At 73.9% G+C, this 16,966-nt stretch carries 14 protein-coding genes and 1 pseudogene; 6 read left to right on the top strand and 9 right to left on the bottom strand.

Annotated elements, in window-relative coordinates:
* The first annotated feature begins 607 nt into the window (after positions 1-607).
* Together ACFWR9_RS26485 and ACFWR9_RS26480 are read left to right on the top strand one after the other, a co-directional pair.
* The gene (locus ACFWR9_RS26485) at positions 608-1,921 is read left to right on the top strand and encodes a cation:proton antiporter (RefSeq protein ID WP_383846381.1); all 1,314 of its coding nucleotides are present in this window, start codon (positions 608-610) and stop codon (positions 1,919-1,921) included.
* Positions 1,922-2,119: 198 nt separating this feature from the next.
* Positions 2,120-2,557, top strand: a complete 438-nt coding sequence (locus ACFWR9_RS26480) for a hypothetical protein (RefSeq protein WP_383846380.1) — start codon at positions 2,120-2,122, stop codon at positions 2,555-2,557.
* 86 nt (positions 2,558-2,643) lie between these two features.
* Here ACFWR9_RS26480 and ACFWR9_RS26475 read toward each other — a convergent pair whose 3' ends face one another.
* Positions 2,644-3,804, bottom strand: coding sequence for a S1 family peptidase (locus tag ACFWR9_RS26475; RefSeq protein ID WP_383846379.1), 1,161 nt, complete (start codon positions 3,802-3,804; stop codon positions 2,644-2,646).
* Positions 3,805-4,210: 406 nt separating this feature from the next.
* Complete coding sequence (locus ACFWR9_RS26470) at positions 4,211-4,663, bottom strand: hypothetical protein (protein WP_383846378.1); 453 nt, start codon at positions 4,661-4,663, stop codon at positions 4,211-4,213.
* A gap of 211 nt (positions 4,664-4,874) precedes the next feature.
* Here ACFWR9_RS26470 and ACFWR9_RS26465 point away from each other — a divergent pair, with 211 nt between their 5' ends.
* Genes ACFWR9_RS26465 through ACFWR9_RS26455 form a run of 3 tightly spaced genes read left to right on the top strand, consistent with a single transcriptional unit; the run spans position 4,875 to position 7,912 of the window.
* Positions 4,875-5,384 carry an SRPBCC family protein gene (locus tag ACFWR9_RS26465; protein WP_383846377.1) on the top strand — a complete coding sequence of 170 codons (510 nt, stop codon included), beginning with the start codon at positions 4,875-4,877 and terminating at the stop codon, positions 5,382-5,384.
* Entirely contained in the window at positions 5,377-6,996 is a 1,620-nt protein-coding gene (locus ACFWR9_RS26460; RefSeq protein WP_383846376.1) for a phytoene desaturase family protein, read from the top strand. Before ACFWR9_RS26465 ends, ACFWR9_RS26460 begins: the two co-directional genes overlap by 8 nt.
* A 34-nt stretch (positions 6,997-7,030) precedes the next feature.
* Positions 7,031-7,912, top strand: a complete 882-nt coding sequence (locus ACFWR9_RS26455) for an SDR family oxidoreductase (protein WP_383846375.1) — start codon at positions 7,031-7,033, stop codon at positions 7,910-7,912.
* 29 nt (positions 7,913-7,941) lie between these two features.
* Here the strand turns inward: ACFWR9_RS26455 and ACFWR9_RS26450 are convergent, their stop codons facing one another.
* Positions 7,942-8,688, bottom strand: coding sequence for a hypothetical protein (locus tag ACFWR9_RS26450; protein WP_383846374.1), 747 nt, complete (start codon positions 8,686-8,688; stop codon positions 7,942-7,944).
* A 213-nt stretch (positions 8,689-8,901) separates the two neighbouring features.
* Between ACFWR9_RS26450 and ACFWR9_RS26445 the strand changes: the two genes are divergently transcribed.
* Entirely contained in the window at positions 8,902-9,867 is a 966-nt protein-coding gene (locus tag ACFWR9_RS26445) for a DMT family transporter (protein WP_383846373.1), read from the top strand.
* Positions 9,868-9,916: 49 nt separating this feature from the next.
* On the opposite strand, the gene ACFWR9_RS26440 is transcribed toward ACFWR9_RS26445, so the two are convergent.
* From ACFWR9_RS26440 to ACFWR9_RS26415, 6 genes and pseudogenes are all read right to left on the bottom strand, one after another.
* Entirely contained in the window at positions 9,917-11,263 is a 1,347-nt protein-coding gene (locus tag ACFWR9_RS26440) for a lipase family protein (RefSeq protein WP_383846372.1), read from the bottom strand.
* 212 nt (positions 11,264-11,475) lie between these two features.
* Positions 11,476-13,545 carry an iron ABC transporter permease gene (locus ACFWR9_RS26435; protein WP_383846371.1) on the bottom strand — a complete coding sequence of 690 codons (2,070 nt, stop codon included), beginning with the start codon at positions 13,543-13,545 and terminating at the stop codon, positions 11,476-11,478.
* Positions 13,546-13,552: 7 nt separating this feature from the next.
* Entirely contained in the window at positions 13,553-14,536 is a 984-nt protein-coding gene (locus ACFWR9_RS26430; RefSeq protein ID WP_383846370.1) for an iron-siderophore ABC transporter substrate-binding protein, read from the bottom strand.
* The gene (locus tag ACFWR9_RS26425) at positions 14,533-15,393 is read right to left on the bottom strand and encodes an ABC transporter ATP-binding protein (protein ID WP_383846369.1); all 861 of its coding nucleotides are present in this window, start codon (positions 15,391-15,393) and stop codon (positions 14,533-14,535) included. The genes ACFWR9_RS26430 and ACFWR9_RS26425 overlap by 4 nt, the downstream gene beginning before the upstream one ends.
* Positions 15,394-15,495: 102 nt before the next feature.
* Positions 15,496-15,921: pseudogene (locus ACFWR9_RS26420) on the bottom strand (MSMEG_1061 family FMN-dependent PPOX-type flavoprotein); the annotation flags it as partial.
* 98 nt (positions 15,922-16,019) lie between these two features.
* Positions 16,020-16,811: an SAM-dependent methyltransferase gene (locus tag ACFWR9_RS26415; RefSeq protein ID WP_383846368.1), complete on the bottom strand. Its 792-nt coding sequence runs from the start codon at positions 16,809-16,811 to the stop codon at positions 16,020-16,022.
* Positions 16,812-16,966 lie beyond the last annotated feature (155 nt).

Genomic DNA, 16,966 nt, shown 5'->3' with positions numbered 1-16,966 from the left:
GTCACGCGGCGGGGCGGACGGCGTTGGCGGGCACGGGGCCGATGCCCGACGATCACCCGGTTGGGGCAGTGTGGTGACGGGCGCCGGGGGCATTCGCCGTGCATGCCCCGGGGCGCGACGTCCTCCCGCGTCCGGGGCGGTGGGACGCGCCGCGGCAGCCCAGATCCCCGAGTCGGCCGCGGCGCATCCTCCTCCCACCGCGCGGCGGCACCCGCCGCATCGGCCGAGGATGGGTGTCGGCCACCGGAACATTTGGGTGTCGTCCCCGATGGCGGCGCCACCCTCCGGCGTGTGACCGTGGACCGACGCCGCGCCCCGGGGGCTTTTCGGGGGCCGGGGGACGTTGCAGGGAAGCCTCATTCAGCCCGTTCGCGGGCGTTGCCGCGTGGTCCGTTCCGGGTGTGCCGTTCGCACCCCGAGTAGCCGGGGCGGCCGGTGCCCCGTTCGGTTCCGGGAGCGGTGTCACGGCACCGGCGCCGGTCGACGGCGTCCGGCCGTCCGCCCGACGACGCACCACAGACGACGCACCACAGATGAAGGAGAACCCGCATCCACCCCCGTCAAGTGAAGCCCTCCCCACTCTCCGCACGGCGGAAGGCGGTGACCCGTGGGACACGCTGACACCCTGCTCGCCATGGGCGGCGCCTTCCTCGCCGCCGCGTTCCTCGCCCGCCTCGGCGGCAGGATCGGACTTCCGACGATTCCCCTGTTCATGCTCGCCGGCATCCTGCTCGGCCCCCACACCCCCGGCTTCGTCCTGGTCGAGGACGCGCACGACTTCGAGATGCTCTCCGCGCTCGGTCTGGTGCTGCTGCTCTTCTACCTTGGCCTGGAGTTCCACCTCGACGACCTGAAGAACGGCGGCAAGCGCCTGCTCGCCGCGGGCGGCATCTACCTGCTCCTCAACGTCGGGGCCGGGCTCGGCTTCGGGTTCGTCCTCGGCTGGGGCCTGCGCGAGGCGCTGGTGCTCGCCGGCGTGCTCGGCATCTCCTCCTCCGCGATCGTCACCAAGATCCTCATCGACCTGGGCCGGATCGGCCGCCCCGAGACGCGTCTGATCCTGGGCGTCATCGTGGTGGAGGACATCTTCCTCGCGCTGTACCTGGCCGCCCTGCAACCGATCATCGCGGGCGCGGAGGGCTTCGCGGAGATCGCCCTGCAGGCCGGCAAGGCGTTCGGCTTCCTGCTGGTGCTGGCCGCCGCGGCGCGCTACGGCACCCGGCTCGTGGGGCGGCTGATCGAGACCCGGGACAACGAACTCCTCGTCATCAGCTTCCTCGGGGCGGCGGTGCTGGTCGCCGGCGTCTCCGAGGTCCTCGGCGTGGCCGACGCCATCGGCGCCTTCATGGTCGGCCTGATCCTGGCGGGCACCCCTTCCGGGCCCCGGATACGCGAGTTGGTGCACCCGCTCCGTGACGCCTTCGCGGCCATCTTCTTCTTCGCGTTCGGTCTCGCCATCGACCCCGGTGACATCGCCTCCGTCGCCGGTCCGGTCGCCGCGGCGGCGGCCCTGACCGTCGTCATGAACATCGCCGCCGGCCTGTGTGTCGCCCGGCTGTACCACTACGGCTCGCAACCCGCCGCTGAGATCGCCACCACCCTGGTCGCCCGCGGGGAGTTCGCGCTGATCCTCGCCGCGATGGCCGCGGGCGCCGGACTCGACGAGCGGCTCGCCCCCTTCATCGCCGGGTACGTCCTCGTGCTCGCCGTCCTCGGTCCCATCGTGGCGGCGCGGGCGCACGTGCTCGCCGGTGCCCTGCGATCGGCCGCGGGGCTGCTGCCCGGGACCAGGTCACCGTCCGCGGTGCCGGGCGACCGGAAGGGCGAGGACGGGCCGTCGGAGTCGGTGGCGCTGTCCGCGGGGGCCTCGTCGTCTTCCTCGTCGTCGTCCGCCTCGGAGCATGCGGAGGCCGAGCGCTAGGCGGGGCCCGGGGCCGAGAGGAGACGCGCGGGATCCGGCCCACGGGGCGGGAGGTGTACGGCGATCCGGCCGCCGCCGTGCACACCTCTCGCCCACCCGCCCGGTACGGCGCCCTTCCCCCCGGTGGGACAATCTGCCCACAGGGCCGGTGTCCGACGCCGTGGTCGGACCGGTCGGGGACCGGAAGGAGCCGTCAGCATGATCGAGTGGGTGCCCCTGGGCAGCGGTGCCAGACCCGTCCCCCGGCCGGTCGCGGCTCCCCTGGTGTGGGCGGGAGCCTTCGGGGGCGCCCTCACCCTGGTGGCGCTCCTCAACGGCACGGTGGGTTCGGGCCGTCCGGGACTCGCCCTCCTCGTGCTCTCCGTGCTGGCGGCGCTGCTCGGGCTGTGCGCCCGGTTCACGGCCGCTCCCGGGACGGCCGTGCTGTGCTGGCTGTCCCTCAACGGCTTCGCCATCCCGCCGGCCGGCACCCTGACGTGGACCGGCCGGCGGGACGCGCTGTGGCTCGCCTGCCTGCTCGGCGCCGCCCTCGTGGGCACGGCGCTGGCCCGCGTGGTCCACGCGCGGGCCGCCTACCGCCGGCTCGGCACGGCGACGGGGCCCGAGTCGCCGGAGCCGGGCCCCGGCGACTTCTGACGGTCCGACCCGTTTTCCGCGCGCGGGCGATGGTCCGGGAAGGGCCCGCGTGGCTCCCGGCGCGGCCCTCCCCGCCCTTTACGGGGTCAGGCCGTGTGCAGCGTCAGCCCGTAGCGGTTCAGGATCTCGTTGACGGGCTGGAACCAGGTCTCGCCGCCGCTGGAGCAGTTGCCCCAGCCGCCCGAGGTGACGCCCTGCGCCTGGTCACCGCTGATGAAGGAACCGCCGGAGTCGCCGCCCTCGGCGCACACGCTGGTCTTGGTCATCTGGTGCACCGCGCCCTGGCTGTAGTTGACCGTCTCGTTCTTCGCGAGCACGGTGCCGCAGTGCCAGTGGGTGGTGGAGCCGGAGCGGCAGATCGAGGCGCCGACGGGTGCCACGTTGGAGCCGCGCACCAGCCGGTCGGAGACCGTGCCCCAGCCGAGCACGACCGGCACGGTCCACCAGCCGCTGCCCACGCTGACCCAGGCGTAGTCGTTGCCGGGGAACGACGAGCCCTGGAACGTGCCGATGTACGACCGGTCCCAGCCGCTCACCCCCGCGCCCGTCCCGCCGCAGTGCCCGGCGGTGACGAACCCGCCGTGCACGGAGAAGCCGATGGAGCAGCGGACGTTGCCCGTGTAGTACGGGTCGCCGCCGACGGTGCCCGCCGCGAAGGTCCGCGGGGCCGAGGCCACCGTGCGCACCGTGACCGGACCGGCCTCGCGGGCCCGCTTCACGAAGCGCCGGACATCGTTGTCAGCCTGCTCGGCGCTGACCACGTCGACGACCACGGTGTTCGCGGCCGTGTCGACGCGCCAACTGCTCACGCCGGCGGGCGCGTCGAGGCGGTCGACGCGCGCCTTGGTCGCGTCGAGCAGCTTGGCGCTGTGCTCGACGGTGCGCACCTGCGCGCCGGTGGCCCGGACCGCCGCCGCCGTCGACGGTGCCGCGTCCGAGGTGACGGCCACCGTCAGCCGTCCGGAACGGGCGTCGAACCACGAGCCGCCGAAGGCCTTTCCGGCGGCCCGGCGTGCCTCGGGCGCGAGGTCGCCGGCCCGGCGTTCGGCCGCGAGCCGGTCCTCGGCCTCGGCCCGGGTGAGACCGAAGTCCCGCTGCATGGCGTCCAGAAGACCGGCGGAGGCCGGCTGCTCGGTGGAGGGGGAGGGGGCGTCGGCCGCCGAGGCCGGCAAGGTGCCGACCGCGGTGAGGCTGCCGAGTACGAGGAGGCCGGCCAGGCCGAGGTGCCTGAGTCTGCTGCGTCTCACGGGAGTTGCCCTTCGTCGTTCCAGCAAGGTGGGGATGGAACAACCGCGTGCTGAGAGCGCTCTCATCGGGTTGCTTCGAGCGTAGCCAGCGCGCGTCATCAGGTCCATGCCAATGCAGTGCCTTTCCGTGAAACCGGCGTCAGCCGGGCCCCCGCCCACGACGCGTCGTGCGCGCGCCCGTTCAGGCGTACGCACTCCACGTACCGGTGGGTGGCGTCGGCGGCCGGTGCCGTGAGCCGGGGGTGCGCTGTGTTCGCGGCCCCATGCCGGCCGCCGCAGGCGCTCCGCCGACGACGCCTTCCGTGAAGTACCCCTGACGACGAGGGACCGGCGCCGCCCGCGTCGGACGTGGCAGCGTGCCGGCCACCCGGGCGGGGCGGCCGGCACGGTGTGCGTGGCGTGGCGGTCAGTACCAGCCGGTCTGCGCCCAGACGTGGCCGTCGCAGGTGAGCAGCGCGCGGGAGACGCGGCCGTTCAGATTGTTGCCGATCTTCGAGTAGGCGTAGTTGATGCCCGGGTCGACGGTCTCCGAGACCCAGCCGTCGGCGCGCCCGGCGCCGGAGTTCGAGCGTTCCAGCACGGCGGCGCAGTTGGCCCGGGAGTTCTCGATCCGGGCGAACGAACCGCACCTGGCGGAGTAGAAGTACTTCAGCGCCATCCCCTCCGCGTACCGGGTGGCGCCGACCTGCCGGAACGTCCCCGCGCAGCTGGACACGGTCGGGTACTGCCCCTCCATGCCGTAGGCGCCGTAGTTCCCGCCCGAGTACGGTGCGGCCTGGGCCGGTACGGCGGACAGTGCCAGCGCGGCGGCGGCGCCCCCCGCGGCCAGCAGAGTCGTGAGCGATGATCGGCGGCTCATGAGCCCCTCGATTCCTGTGTCGGCGATGACTGTGTCGGCGGTGAGCCGGACCGGCGACCACCCCCGTCAGCGACGTTAGGCGGGCATCGCGGTGCCCGGTACCTGAGAGATGTCAGGGCGGTAGCGATCCTTCCGCCCCGGTTGGCCGCGCGCGGACGGGGCACTCAGTGCTGCGTCGTGCAGTGACTGCTACCGGAACCAGGAGGCACGCGTGGCGGTTCGGCATCGGTTGGTCCAGGCGACCCCGCAGGCGGTGTGGGACGTCCTGGCGGACGGCGGCCTTTACGCGGAGTGGGTGGTGGGCACCTCGGACTCCAAGCCCGAGGCCGGACAGTGGCCACAGGTCGGCGCGACGCTCACCTACGAGGTGCGGCTCGGGCCCTTGCGGCTGAACAACGAGTCCGTCGTCCGGCACAAGGTGGACGGGTCCCTGCTGGAGATCGAGGCGAAGGCCGGCCGGCTCGGCACCGCCCGGATCTCCGTCGCACTGCGCCCCTGGGGCGAGCAGTGCCTGGTGATCGTGGACGAGCACCCGCTGCGCGGTCCCGGCGGCCTCCTGCACAACGTGGGCGTCGAGGCGGTGATCCAGGTGCGGCACCGCACGATGCTCGCCCGGCTCGCCCGGCTGTGCGAGTCCGAGGCCGGTGGGCGTTCCCGCCCGGACCCGTCGGACACGGCCGGGTCGGTGGAGTACCGACCCGGAACCACCGGCCATGCCTGACGCCGTCGTGATCGGGGCCGGCCCCAACGGACTCGTCGCGGCCAACCTGCTGGCGGACGCCGGCTGGAGCGTGCGGGTCCTGGAGGAGCAGCCCGAGCCGGGCGGCGCGGTGCGCCACGACTCCGGGGTCGCCCCCGGCTTCGTCAGCGACCTGTTCAGCTCCTTCTACCCGCTCGCCGCCGCCTCCCCGGTCCTCGCCGGCATGCGGCTGGAGGACCACGGGCTGCGCTGGGCCCACGCGCCTCACGTACTGGCCCACCCGCTGAGCGACGGCACGTGCGCCGTCCTCGACCGCGACGTCGCCGTCACCGCCGCCTCCCTCGAAGCCTTCGCGGCCGGGGACGGTGCCGCCTGGGAACGCCTGCACGAGGTGTGGGACCGCTACCGGGCCGACATCCTGGACGCCCTGTTCACCCCCTTCCCGCCGGTCCGCGCCGCCGCCCGGCTGGCCCTGCGGCTGCGCGGCGGGGGCGGGCTCCGGCTGGCCCGCACCCTGGTGCTGCCGGTGCGCCGCATGGGCGCGGAGGAGTTCCGGGGCGAGGGCGGCAGACTGCTGCTGGCCGGCAACGCCCTGCACGCCGACCTCGCCCCCGAGGCCGCCGGCAGCGGCGGCTTCGGCTGGCTGATGTCGATGCTCGGGCAGACCTACGGGTTCCCCGTGCCGGTCGGCGGCTCCGGAGCGCTCACCGAGGCCCTGGTCCACCGGCTGCGCGCCCGCGGCGCCACCCTGAGCTGCGGGCACCGGGTCGAGCACGTCGTGGTCCGCGACCGGCGCGCGGTCGGTGTCCGCACGGCCGGCGGGGAGCTGATCCCCGCGCGCCGTGCCGTCCTCGCGGACGTCTCCGTACCCGCCCTGTACGGCGGCCTCGTCGCCCCCGAGGACCTCCCCGACCAGGTCCTGGCCGACCTGCGGCGCTTCCAGTGGGACTTCGCCACCTTCAAGGTGGACTGGGCGCTGGACGGGCCCGTGCCCTGGCGCTGCGCGGAGGCTGCGGGGGCAGGGACCGTGCACCTGGCCGACGGTCTCGACGAACTGACCCGGTTCGCCGCCCAGATCGCCATGGGCCGCGTCCCCGACCGGCCCTTCTCGCTGTTCGGCCAGATGACGACGTCCGACCCGACCCGCTCACCGCGCGGCACGGAGTCCGCCTGGGCCTACACCCACGTCCCCCACGACGTCCGGGGCGACGCGGGCGACGAGGGCATCACCGGGAGCTGGGACGCCGGGGAGCGGGAGCTGATGGCCGACCGGGTCGAGCGCCAGGTGGAACGCTTCGCACCCGGCTTCCGCGCCCTGGTCCGGGCCCGTCGTGTGCTGGCCCCGCCGAGGCTCCAGGCCCTGGACGCCAACCTGACGGGCGGCGCCATCAACGGCGGCACCGCCGCCCTGCACCAGCAGCTCGTCTTCCGGCCCGTGCCCGGCACCGGACGGCCGGAGACCCCCGTGGCCGGGCTCTACCTCGCCTCCGCGGCCGCCCACCCCGGCGGCGGGGTACACGGCGCGCCCGGCGCCAACGCCGCACGCGCGGCACTGCGCCGGCACCGCTTCGCGGGCCTCACCCGGGCACAACGGGCACTGGCCCGCCGCGACCGGACCGGCGACAGACGGTGACCGTCCGCGCAGCCCCCGAGGAAAGGCCCGACCGGTGACAGACAGCCCCCTGCAGAACCGCACCGTCGTGGTGACGGGCGCGGCCCGCGGACTCGGCGCCGCCCTGGCCCGCGCCTGCGCCCGACGCGGCGCCCGGCTCGCGCTGCTCGGCCGGGAGAAGGCACGCCTGGAAGCCCTCGCGGCCGACCTGCCCACCCCGGCGCTCGCCGTCGAGGCCGACGTCACCGACCCCGCCGCACTGGCGGAGGCGGCCGGCGCCGTACGCCGGGGCCTGGGGCCGCCCTCGGTCGTGGTGGCGAACGCCGGCATCGCGGAGGGCGGACCGTTCGTCACGTCGGACCCGGCACTGTGGCGCCGCGTCGTCGACGTCAACCTGACCGGCAGCGCCCACACGGCCCGCGCCTTCCTGCCGGATCTGCTGCGCACCGCCGGCTACCACCTCCAGATCGCCTCGCTGGCCTCGTTCGGCGCCGCCCCCATGATGAGCGCCTACTGCGCCTCCAAGGCGGGCGTCGAGGCCTTCAACCACTCGCTGCGGGCCGAGGTGGCCCACCACGGTGTCGCCGTGGGCATCGCCTACCTCAACTGGATCGACACCGACATGATCCGGGACGCCGACCGGTACCCGGTCCTGCGCGAGTTGCGCGCGCACATGCCGCCGCCGGCCCGTCGCACCTTGCCGGCGGACGACGTCGCCGCCCGGCTGGTCCGCGCCGTGGAGCGCCGCCGTACCGCCGTCTACATCCCCGGCTGGCTGCGCCTGGCACAACTGGGGCGCATCACGTTGCCGCCCGTCGTCCTGCGGCTGTCCCGCCACGAGCTGCCCCGGCTGGACGCCGCCGGATCCCTGCGCGCCACCGGCCCGCTCGGCGCGGGTGGACTGGCCGACCGGGACGGGCCGGTGGCGGGTGCGTAGGCCACGTCGGTGCGCGAACGGCAGGAGCGTCAGGACTCCTGTCCGCCGAGCCCCTTCAGGTCGACGGTCCGGTCGGCCGGCGGCTGTTCGGGGTTCACCGGCTCGCCGTAGTCGCTGAAGGTGACGCTGCCCGGGTTCTTGCCGCCCTCCGTGGTGGTCCTGAGGATGTAGGGCTCGCCCTCCGTGGCCACGTACATCGCGAGCGTCTCGCCGCCCTCGCCCTCCTTGGTGAGCTTGAGCGCCTCCTTGCCGTCCACCTCCGCCGTGTCACCGCGCTTCATGCCCTGGCGCTCGGTCTTGTCCTCGTCCATCGCCGCGACGAAGCCCTGCTTGTCGCAGACGCCGGCGGTCGTGGCGTCGTTGGCCGGCATCCTCACCCACTTGTCCGACAGCTTCGGCACCATCTCCCTTGCGTCGGCCGGCTGTTGCTTCAGTGCGTTCTCCCAGTACTGCCGGTCGCCGCGCAGGTAGAGGGTCGAGTCGGTGTGCCGCACCTCGGCCTCGGTGTCGCCGGCGCCGATGGTGCCCTGGCAGTTCTTCGCCCGGTCGACCGAGACGTCGATGGTGACCGTGGAGCCGTCCTCCTGGCGGGTGTCCCCCTTCACATGCATGGACTTCGCTTCCCGGGTGGCCTCGACCGCCTTCGCCGCGACCGAGTCGGCGCTCTGCCCGTCGAAGGGCTTGCTCCCGTCACCGGAGTCGCCGCCGCAACCGGCCAGGAGTGCGACGGAGGCACTCGCGGTCGCCACGGCGGTTGTCACTCTGCGGGTGCGCACTGGCAGTTCCTTCCCGTGTCTGCTTGAAACCGTCAAGTCACGTGCCGGACCGACCTGTTGGTGCCGGACGTTCCGAATACCCCGATTCCCGCGGCCCGCACCCGATGAAGGACCGGTGACGCCCGTGCGGCCGCCGCGACCCCCGATTGGTCCCGCATACCGCACCGGAAGTGGACCCCGCGAAGGACCGGCCGGCTTCCTAGCGTCGGGTCCATGAACGCCACCACCGCACGCGGCTCCCTGCTCGCCGCCCTCGCCTGCGTCCTCGTCGGAGGATCCTTCACCGCCAACAGCCTCCTCGGCGACTACCCGTACGCCGGGGGCCAGTTCCTGCGCTACGGTCTGGCCTTCCTGCTGCTCGTCCCGCTCGCCGGGCCCGGCGCGACGGCCCGGCTGCGCGCGCTGGGCCCCGGCCCGTGGCTGCGCCTGGCCCTGCTGGCCGCGGTCGGCATGGTCGGCTTCAACCTGGCCGTCCTCGCGGCGGAACGCACCGCGGAACCGGCCGTCCCCGGGGTCTTCGTGGGCTGCGCGCCCGTCGTGGTCGCCGTCCTCGTGCCCCTCCTCGACGGGCGCCGGCCGCAACGCGTCGTGCTCTACGGGGCGTCGCTGGTGGCCGCGGGCGCCTTCACGGTCCAGGGCTGGGGGCGCACCGACGGCGCGGGCATCGCCTTCTCCGTGTGCGCGCTGCTGGGCGAGGTCGGTTTCGCCGTCCTGGCCGTGCCCGTCCTGCGGCCCCTGGGCCCGCGGCTGCTGTCCACCACGGTGTGCGGCGTGGCGGCGGTCCAGTCGGCGGTGGCGGGTGTCCTGGCCGACGGCGCCGGCTGGCTGCGGCCGCCGGACGCGGTGGAGGCGGGCGCGCTGCTGTGGCAGGCGGCGGTGGTCACCGTCGTCGGGTTCGTCTGCTGGTACATGGGCATGCAGCGGATCGGGGCGGAGCGCGCCACCCTGTTCTCCGGCCTGATCCCGGTCGCCGCGGCCTGCACCGCACCGCTGGTCGGCACCGGTTCCTACGGCGCCGCGCAGGCCGTGGGCAGCGCCCTGGTCTGCGCGGGGGTCGCCGTGGGGTCGGGCGTGTCGCTCTCCCTCGCCCGCCGGGGCGGTCCCTCGTCCGCGCGCCCGGGTGAGACCCGGACAGCGCGTCAGAGGTCCTTCGAGTCCCGCTCGGCGGAGAAGCTGTAGAGGCCCTGGGCGTCGAACGCCGCCCGCCCGTGGGCGGGCCCGGTACGGCTCAGGGCTGCAGGGGCATGCTGCGGCAGTTGGAGCGCGCCTGCTCCCCGGAGAGCCGGTCGGTCAGCCAGGAGATGGCGTTGCCCTGGTCGGCGAGGAGCGGGGCGAAGTGGTTGAGCAGACCGCTGCCGACGCCCGGCAACAGGACGGGCGCGTAGGTGACCGTCGCGCCCTTGCGGCACCAGTCGACGGCGAGTTGACGGGCCTGGCCGTGGGGGACCAGGTCGTCGCTGACGCCCGTGGCCACGCGGACCGGACTGCCGGGCTTCAGCGTGCCGATGCGCTGCTCGGCGAGGAAGTCCCGCAGCACGGGCTCGGCGCGGATGATGTCGCTGATGGACTGCCCGGTCGTCGTCCAGTCCTCGCTGCTCGCGCCGCCGTACCCGAAGAGCGCGTCGCCGACGCACATGGTCGACAGGTCCTTGAGCGCCTCCCGGCCCTCCGCGTTGATGTACCGGTCGGCGATGGGCCGCAGGGCGGGCTCGGTCTGCAGGAAGCCGTTGAGCGACCAGCCCAGCGCGCCCGCCAGGTCGCCGCCGTCGATCGCCTCGGTCACCTCGGTCAGGTCCGCGGGCGGCGCCCCCGCGTAGGTGCCCGCCAGGGGCACGTCCGGGGCGTAGGACGGCTGGAGTTCGGCCGCGGCCGCCGTGGCGCCGCCGCCCTGGCTGTACCCGAACAGGCCGACCCGGGAGCCGGCGGTGACCGAGGCCGAGTCGAGCGAGCGCGCGGCGCGTACGGCGTCCAGCACCGCGTGGGCTCCGTCGACGCGGTTGACGTATGTGTGCAGCCGGTCGGTGGTGCCCAGGCCGACGTAGTCGGTGACGACGACGGCGACGCCGCGCAGCAGCATCCGGTACACCGACAGGTTCTCGTATCCCACGGAGACCGTCCCGGCGCCCAGCCGCAGCGGGTGTTCCAGGGCCATCGAGGCGGCGCACTGGTCGCCCTGCCCCATGGTGCCGGGGGCGACGGCGACCAGGGGCCGCGGTCCGTCGCCGCGCCACTTCGCGGCGGGTTCGATGTAGGCACCGGTGACGGCGACCGGCTCGCCGTTCGCGTCGGTGGACTTGTACATCAGGCGGGTCGCCCGCCCCGGGAGAGGTCCGTCGAGGCCGGGCAGGCTCAGGGCGAGCGGTAGGTGCTCACTGCGGATCAGTGTGCCGTCGCCGGCGGGGAGTTCGGCCGGCGGTGTGTAGAAGGCGGGGATCTCCACGCCCCGGGACACCTCCGCGGCCGGACCGGTGGCCGTTTCGCCGGCGGTGCCGGCCGCGGCGGCCGGCACGGCCTGGGCGCCGAGGGCGAGCGCGGCGGTGATCGCCGCGGCGAGCATGCGGGGTCGTGCGGGCATGGCGAACCTCCTGGGGAAGGGCCGGAACCGGTCGTCCGCGGTCCGTTGGGGGAGGACCGTGGCCGCGCTGCTCCTGTGGGGTGACGGGACCGTACCCGGACAGGGGTTACCAGGGGTAGCACCATGCTTATTACGGTTCAGTAACTTGACGCTGCGTCTAACAAGGTTCCGGACCCGGCGGGATCCATGCCCCCGCCGGACCCCGGTCGCCGCTACCGGCGGCCGCGTACCAGCAGGTACAGGAAGTACGGCGTCCCGATCACGGCCGTCATGAGTCCCGCGCCGAGCTGGGCCGGGGCGATCACCGTGCGGCCGATCAGATCGGCCGCGCAGACGAGGGCGGCGCCCAGGAGGATCGCGACCGGCAGGACCCGGACGTGCCGCCGGCCCACAAGGGCCCGTGCCGCGTGCGGGGCGACCAGCCCGACGAACCCGATGGTGCCCGCGCAGGCCACGGCGCTGGCGCTGAGCACGACGCTCAGCGCCAGGAACCCTAGCCGGCCCGGCGCCAGCCGCAGACCGAGCAGTCGCGGAGTGTCCTCGTCCAGGGAGATCAGGTCCAGCTCGGTGCGCCGCGCGACCGCCACGCCGATGCCGACGGCCAGCGCCAGCGCGACCGGCACGACGTCCGGCATGGTCCGCCCGTAGGTCGAACCCGACAGCCAGGTCAGGGCCTTGCTCGCGTTGAACGGGTCGGTGAGCACGATCAGCAGGCTGATCAGCGCCGCCGTCCCGGAGGCCACGCCGATGCCGACGAGGACCAGCCGGTTCTGCCGGTAACCGCCCCGGGCGGCCAGCCCGAAGACGACGACCGCGGTGACGGCGGACCCGGCGAACGCGGCGGCGGCGACGCCCCACGTCCCGGCGGCCGGCGCGGTGGTCACCAGGATCACCGCACCCAGCGCGCCACCCCCGGTGACACCGAGGACGTTGGGTTCCGCGAGCGGGTTGCGGGTCACGGCCTGCACCAGCGTGCCGGCCAGGGCGAGCGCCGCGCCCGCGCCGAGCGCGGCGAGCACCCGGGGCACCCGGGTGTCCAGCACGAAGGACACGGTCCGGCCGGCCCTGCCCTGCGCCCAGTTGACGACGTCACCGAGCAGCAGCTTGCTGTCGCCCACCAGCACCGAGGCGATGACCAGGCCCACCAGGACGGCCACCAGCACGGCGACCGTGGCCAGGAACGCCGCCCGGCTCGGGATGCGCAGCCGGTCCGGGGCGCCGGCCCCGGCGGTGTCCCGCAGCCGCATCGCCATGACGACGAGGAACACGGCCCCGACCAGGCTGGTGACCACGCCGGTGGGCACGGCCACCGCACGGTTCTCCGACACCAGGGTGCGCAGCAGCACGTCCGAACCGAGTACCAGGGCCGCGCCGGTGAGCCCGGCCGCCGGCATCGACGTACGGGAGCGGGCGAAGCCGCGGAAGCGGCGGGCCAGCGGGCGGACCAGGGCGGGTGCGCACAGGCCGACGAAGCCGATCGGACCGGCGAGCGTGACGGCCGCCGCGGACAGCAGCGCCGCCAGCACGACGACCGTGACCCGGGTCGCCCGGACCGGCACGCCGACCCCGCGCGCGGCGTCGTCGCCGAGCGCCAGCGCGTCCACCCGACGGGCGGTCAGCATCAGGCCCACCAGTCCGGCCAGCGCGATCGGCAGCATCTGGAGGACGCCGTCGAAGCCGTTCTGGGAGATGCTGCCCTGGTTCCACTTGTAGAGGCCCTCGGTCTGCTCGGGGAAGAGCAGGAGCAGTCCCTCCGTCATGGAGTGCAGGCCCAGCATGAGCGCGGTACCGGCCAGCACCAGACGGACGGCGCCGGTGCCGAGGCCGGACAGTCCGAGCACGACGGCCGCCGCCGCCAGCCCGCCCACGAAGGCGACGCCGGAGGAGGCGATCATCGGCAGCGAGACGCCGGTGGCGCCGGCCACCCCGAGGGCCAGGTACGCACCCGCGTTCACGGCCAGGGTGTCGGGGGAGGCCAGCACGTTGCGGCTGACCGCCTGGAGTACGGCGCCGGCCATCCCGAGGACGGCGCCGACCAGCAGGCCCGCGGTCATCCGGGGCAGCCGCGAGGCGACGACGACGGACGCGTCGTCCGGGTCTGCCTGCCCGGTCAGGGCCTTGAAGACCTCGGACGGTCCGACGGCGGCGGTGCCCTGGGTGATGTCGACGACGGCGAGGACGGCGACCAGCAGGACGATCCCTGCCGTCACCGCGGCCGCGCCCGACCGGGACGTGGGGACCGTCGACGGACGGGTCGCGGGTTCGGTTGCGGTGACGGCCATGGCCTCGCTACTTCGTCAGCGCGCCGACGACGGCGTCGATGTACGCCTCCATCGACCCGGGACCACCGAACATCCAGATGCCGTCGTCCAGCCGGTGCACGTCGCCGGACTTCACGAACGGCAGGGACTTCCACACCGCGTTCTTGGCCAGCGCACCGGTGAACGGGGTGGCGGACGGGTCGTCGTCGTTGCCGATGTAGGCGAACTGCGTGTCCTTGGGCAGCTTGGTCAGACCCTCGACGTCGGTCGTGCCGAGACCGTAGGCGGGGTCGCCCTTCACCGTCCAGGCGTTCTTCAGGCCGATCGCCTCGTTGACCTCACCGATGAGGGAGGTCGCGGTGTAGGGGCGGATCGAGACCTGGTTGGAGGCGACGTAGCCGTCCGCGAAGGCGTAGTTCTTGCCGGCGATCCCGGCGTCGGCCAGGGCCTTCTTGCCCTCGGCGACCTTGGCCTCGAAGCCGGTGCGCAGCGTCTTCGCCTGGTCCGCCTTGCCGGTGGCCTTGGCGATGAGGTCGATGTTCTCCAGCATCTGGTCGATCTGACCGGTGCCGTCGGCGGAGGTGACCTCGATGACCGGGGCGACCTCGCGCAGCTGCTTCACGGCGGCCGGGGTGAGGTCCGTGGTGGCCACGATGAGGTCGGGGGCGAGCGAGGCGACGGTGTCCATGCTCGGCTCGCCGCGGGTGCCGATGTCCTTGGGCTCGTTCTTCAGCGGCACGGCGCTGTCCCAGGTCTTGTAGCCCTTGACGTCCGCGACGCCGACCGGGTCCACGCCCAGGGAGACGAGGCTCTCGACGACGTTCCACTCGGTGGCGACGACCTTGGTGGCCGGGCCGTCGAGCTTCACCTCGGTGCCCTTGCCGTCCTTGAGCGTGATGGCCTCGGAGGCCTTCTTCTCGGACTTGTCGGCGGCGGGTTCGGTGGTGCCGCAGGCGGCGAGGGTGAGCGCCGCGGCGGTGGTGGCCGCCGCGGTGAGCAGGAGGCGTCTCATGAGGTGGTGCCGAGCCTTTCGGTTCGTATGTGGTGGCGGCCGATCGGGCGGGTGCGCAGCCGGCCGGTGAGGGGGTCGGTGTCGACGTCGATCCGGATGCCGTAGACGACGCTCAGCCGTTCCGGCGTCAGTACGTCCTCGGGCAGGCCGTCGGCGACGATCCGGCCCGCTTCGAGGAGCGTGATCCGGTCGGCGACGGCCGCCGCCTGGTCGAGGTCGTGCAGCACGACGCCGACGGCGATCCCGTGGACGTCGGCCAGGTCGCGGATGAGGTCGAGGAGTTCAACCTGGTAGCGGAGGTCGAGATAGGTGGTGGGTTCGTCCAGCAGCAGTACGCCGGTCTCCTGGGCCAGGCAGCTCGCGAGCCACACGCGCTGCAACTGGCCGCCGGAGAGGTGGTCGGCGCCGCGGTCGGCGAAGCCGCCGACGCCGGTGAGCGCGAGCGCCCGGTCGACCGCGGCCGGACCGTCCGGATCGGGCCGTCCCCAACGGCCCCGGTACGGATAGCGGCCGAACTCGACGAGGTCCCGCACGGTCAGCCCGCCGGGCGTGGGACGGCCCTGCGTCAGCAGGGCGACGTACCGCGAGAACTCACGCGACGTCAGCGTCAGGCCGTCGGTGTCGCCGTCGATGCCGATCGTGGCGCTCCGGGCCCGCTGCAGCCGGGCGACGGTGCGCAGCAGCGTCGACTTCCCGCTGCCGTTCGGGCCCACCAGAACGGTCACTTCGCCGGGCCGGAGGGTGACCTCCGCGTCGTGCACGACATCGACGCCGTCGTACGCCACGGTCACATCCGTCGCCGACAGCTGATGACCGCGCAGGCGTTGGGTGCCGGCCGTGTCTTCACCAGATCTCACGTGGCGAAGGTTAGCCTAACCTAAAAACTGCTGGTAGAGACGAGGCTCACACCGGCCCTCCCCGCTCCGGCCCCGCCCTCCGCCCCGGGGCGGAGGCCTCGCTCAACTCCCCTTCGGGGAAGGGGATTTCCAGAGCCCCGCCCGGTTCAGGGACTGCGGACAGTGCAGGTAGATCTCGTCGATCTCCAGGACCAGGGCGAGGTCCGGACGCCTGCCGTCCCGGGCCATCGCGTCGAAGAAGGGCGCGTCGGTGAGGATGCGGGCCCGGCCGTTGATCCGCAGCGCCTGCTTGGCGCCGGGGATCAGATAGAGCAGGCCGGCGTGCGGATTGCCGAGGATGTTGTGGAAGCTGTCCCCCCGCCGGTTGCCCGGCCGGTCCGGCAGGGCGATGGTGCCGGGGTCCAGGACCCGGGTGAAGCCCGGCGCGTCACCGCGCGGCGACACGTCGCAGTTGCCCCGCGGGTCGGAGGTGGCCAGCAGGCAGAAGGGGGAGCGGGCCAGGATGTCCACGTCGTCGTCCGTGAGCCGTGCTCGTCGGTCTCGCCCTGCTCGCCCTGCACGTCGCCGGGATCGGCAGCGGCTGGGCGGCACGCGGGCGTCGCCGCTGAGCCGTGCGCGCCTCCCCGTCAGGGGACGCGCGCCACGGCCGCGTAGATGCCGCTGTCCTCCGGCGCCGGCGGCTCCTGGCCCTCGCCGTACCACTCGGTGGCCGTGACCAGGCCGGGCCGCACCAGTTCCAGTCCGTCGAGGAAGCGGGCCACCTCCGCCCGGGTGCGGAAGCCGAGGCGGATGCCGCCCTTGGCGTACTGGGCGATCACCTGCGCCGACAGCTCGGGGAAGAGGTCGATCGAGGCGTGCGAGAGGACCAGGTGGCTGCCGGAGGGCAGGGTCTCGACCAGTCCGCGGACTATCCCGTGGGCGTTCTGGTCGTCCGTGATGAAGTGCATCAGGGCGATCAGCGACAGGGCGATCGGCCGGTCGAAGTCCAGGACCTCGCGGGCGTGCCGCACGATCTGCTCCGGCTCGCGGACATCGGCCTGGATGTAGTCCGTGGCCCCCTCCGCGCTGCTGACCAGCAGGGCCTCCGCATGGCGCAGCACGATCGGGTCGTTGTCGGCGTAGACGACCCTGGCCGTCGGGACCGCCCGCTGCACGATCTGGTGCAGGTTGGGCTCGGTCGGGATGCCCGTGCCGATGTCCAGGAACTGGTCGACGCCCTGCGCGGCGAGGTGGGCCACCGCGCGGTTCATGAACGCGCGGTTCTGCCGCGCCGCGTCCCGCGCCTCGGGCGGCAGGGTCTCGCCCACCGCCTCGTCGACGGGGTAGTTGTCCTTGCCGCCCAGCAGCCAGTCGTAGACCCGCGCGGGGTGGGCCCGGCCGGTGTCGATGTGGGGAGGCTGGGAATGGTCCGTCGTCATGGCAGGCTCCGTGGTTCGGGAGGTGACACTCCGCCGTAAATTTCGATCATCGTACTGCCGTGGGGGGCGGGGCCGGGGGGGCGGGCCCCGGGGGGGGGGGGGGGGGCTCAGTGTAGGCGGGGGGCGAGGGGGGGTGTGTGCGCTGGCGCCGGCGC

It is taken from the genome of Streptomyces sp. NPDC058534, assembly GCF_042717365.1.
Classification (GTDB): Bacteria; Actinomycetota; Actinomycetes; order Streptomycetales; family Streptomycetaceae; genus Streptomyces.
The sequence above is the reverse complement of the archived record's forward strand: the minus strand, read 5'-3'. Positions and strand labels throughout refer to the sequence as shown.

What these genes read in the sequence shown, in the direction of transcription:
- ACFWR9_RS26480 (WP_383846380.1), top strand. Translation starts at nt 2,120, where the DNA reads ATGATCGAGTGGGTGCCCCTGGGCAGCGGTGCCAGACCCGTCCCCCGG.
- ACFWR9_RS26470 (WP_383846378.1), bottom strand. Translation starts at nt 4,663, where the DNA reads ATGAGCCGCCGATCATCGCTCACGACTCTGCTGGCCGCGGGGGGCGCC.
- ACFWR9_RS26460 (WP_383846376.1), top strand. Translation starts at nt 5,377, where the DNA reads ATGCCTGACGCCGTCGTGATCGGGGCCGGCCCCAACGGACTCGTCGCG.
- ACFWR9_RS26445 (WP_383846373.1), top strand. Translation starts at nt 8,902, where the DNA reads ATGAACGCCACCACCGCACGCGGCTCCCTGCTCGCCGCCCTCGCCTGC.
- ACFWR9_RS26440 (WP_383846372.1), bottom strand. Translation starts at nt 11,263, where the DNA reads ATGCCCGCACGACCCCGCATGCTCGCCGCGGCGATCACCGCCGCGCTC.
- ACFWR9_RS26435 (WP_383846371.1), bottom strand. Translation starts at nt 13,545, where the DNA reads ATGGCCGTCACCGCAACCGAACCCGCGACCCGTCCGTCGACGGTCCCC.
- ACFWR9_RS26430 (WP_383846370.1), bottom strand. Translation starts at nt 14,536, where the DNA reads ATGAGACGCCTCCTGCTCACCGCGGCGGCCACCACCGCCGCGGCGCTC.
- ACFWR9_RS26415 (WP_383846368.1), bottom strand. Translation starts at nt 16,811, where the DNA reads ATGACGACGGACCATTCCCAGCCTCCCCACATCGACACCGGCCGGGCC.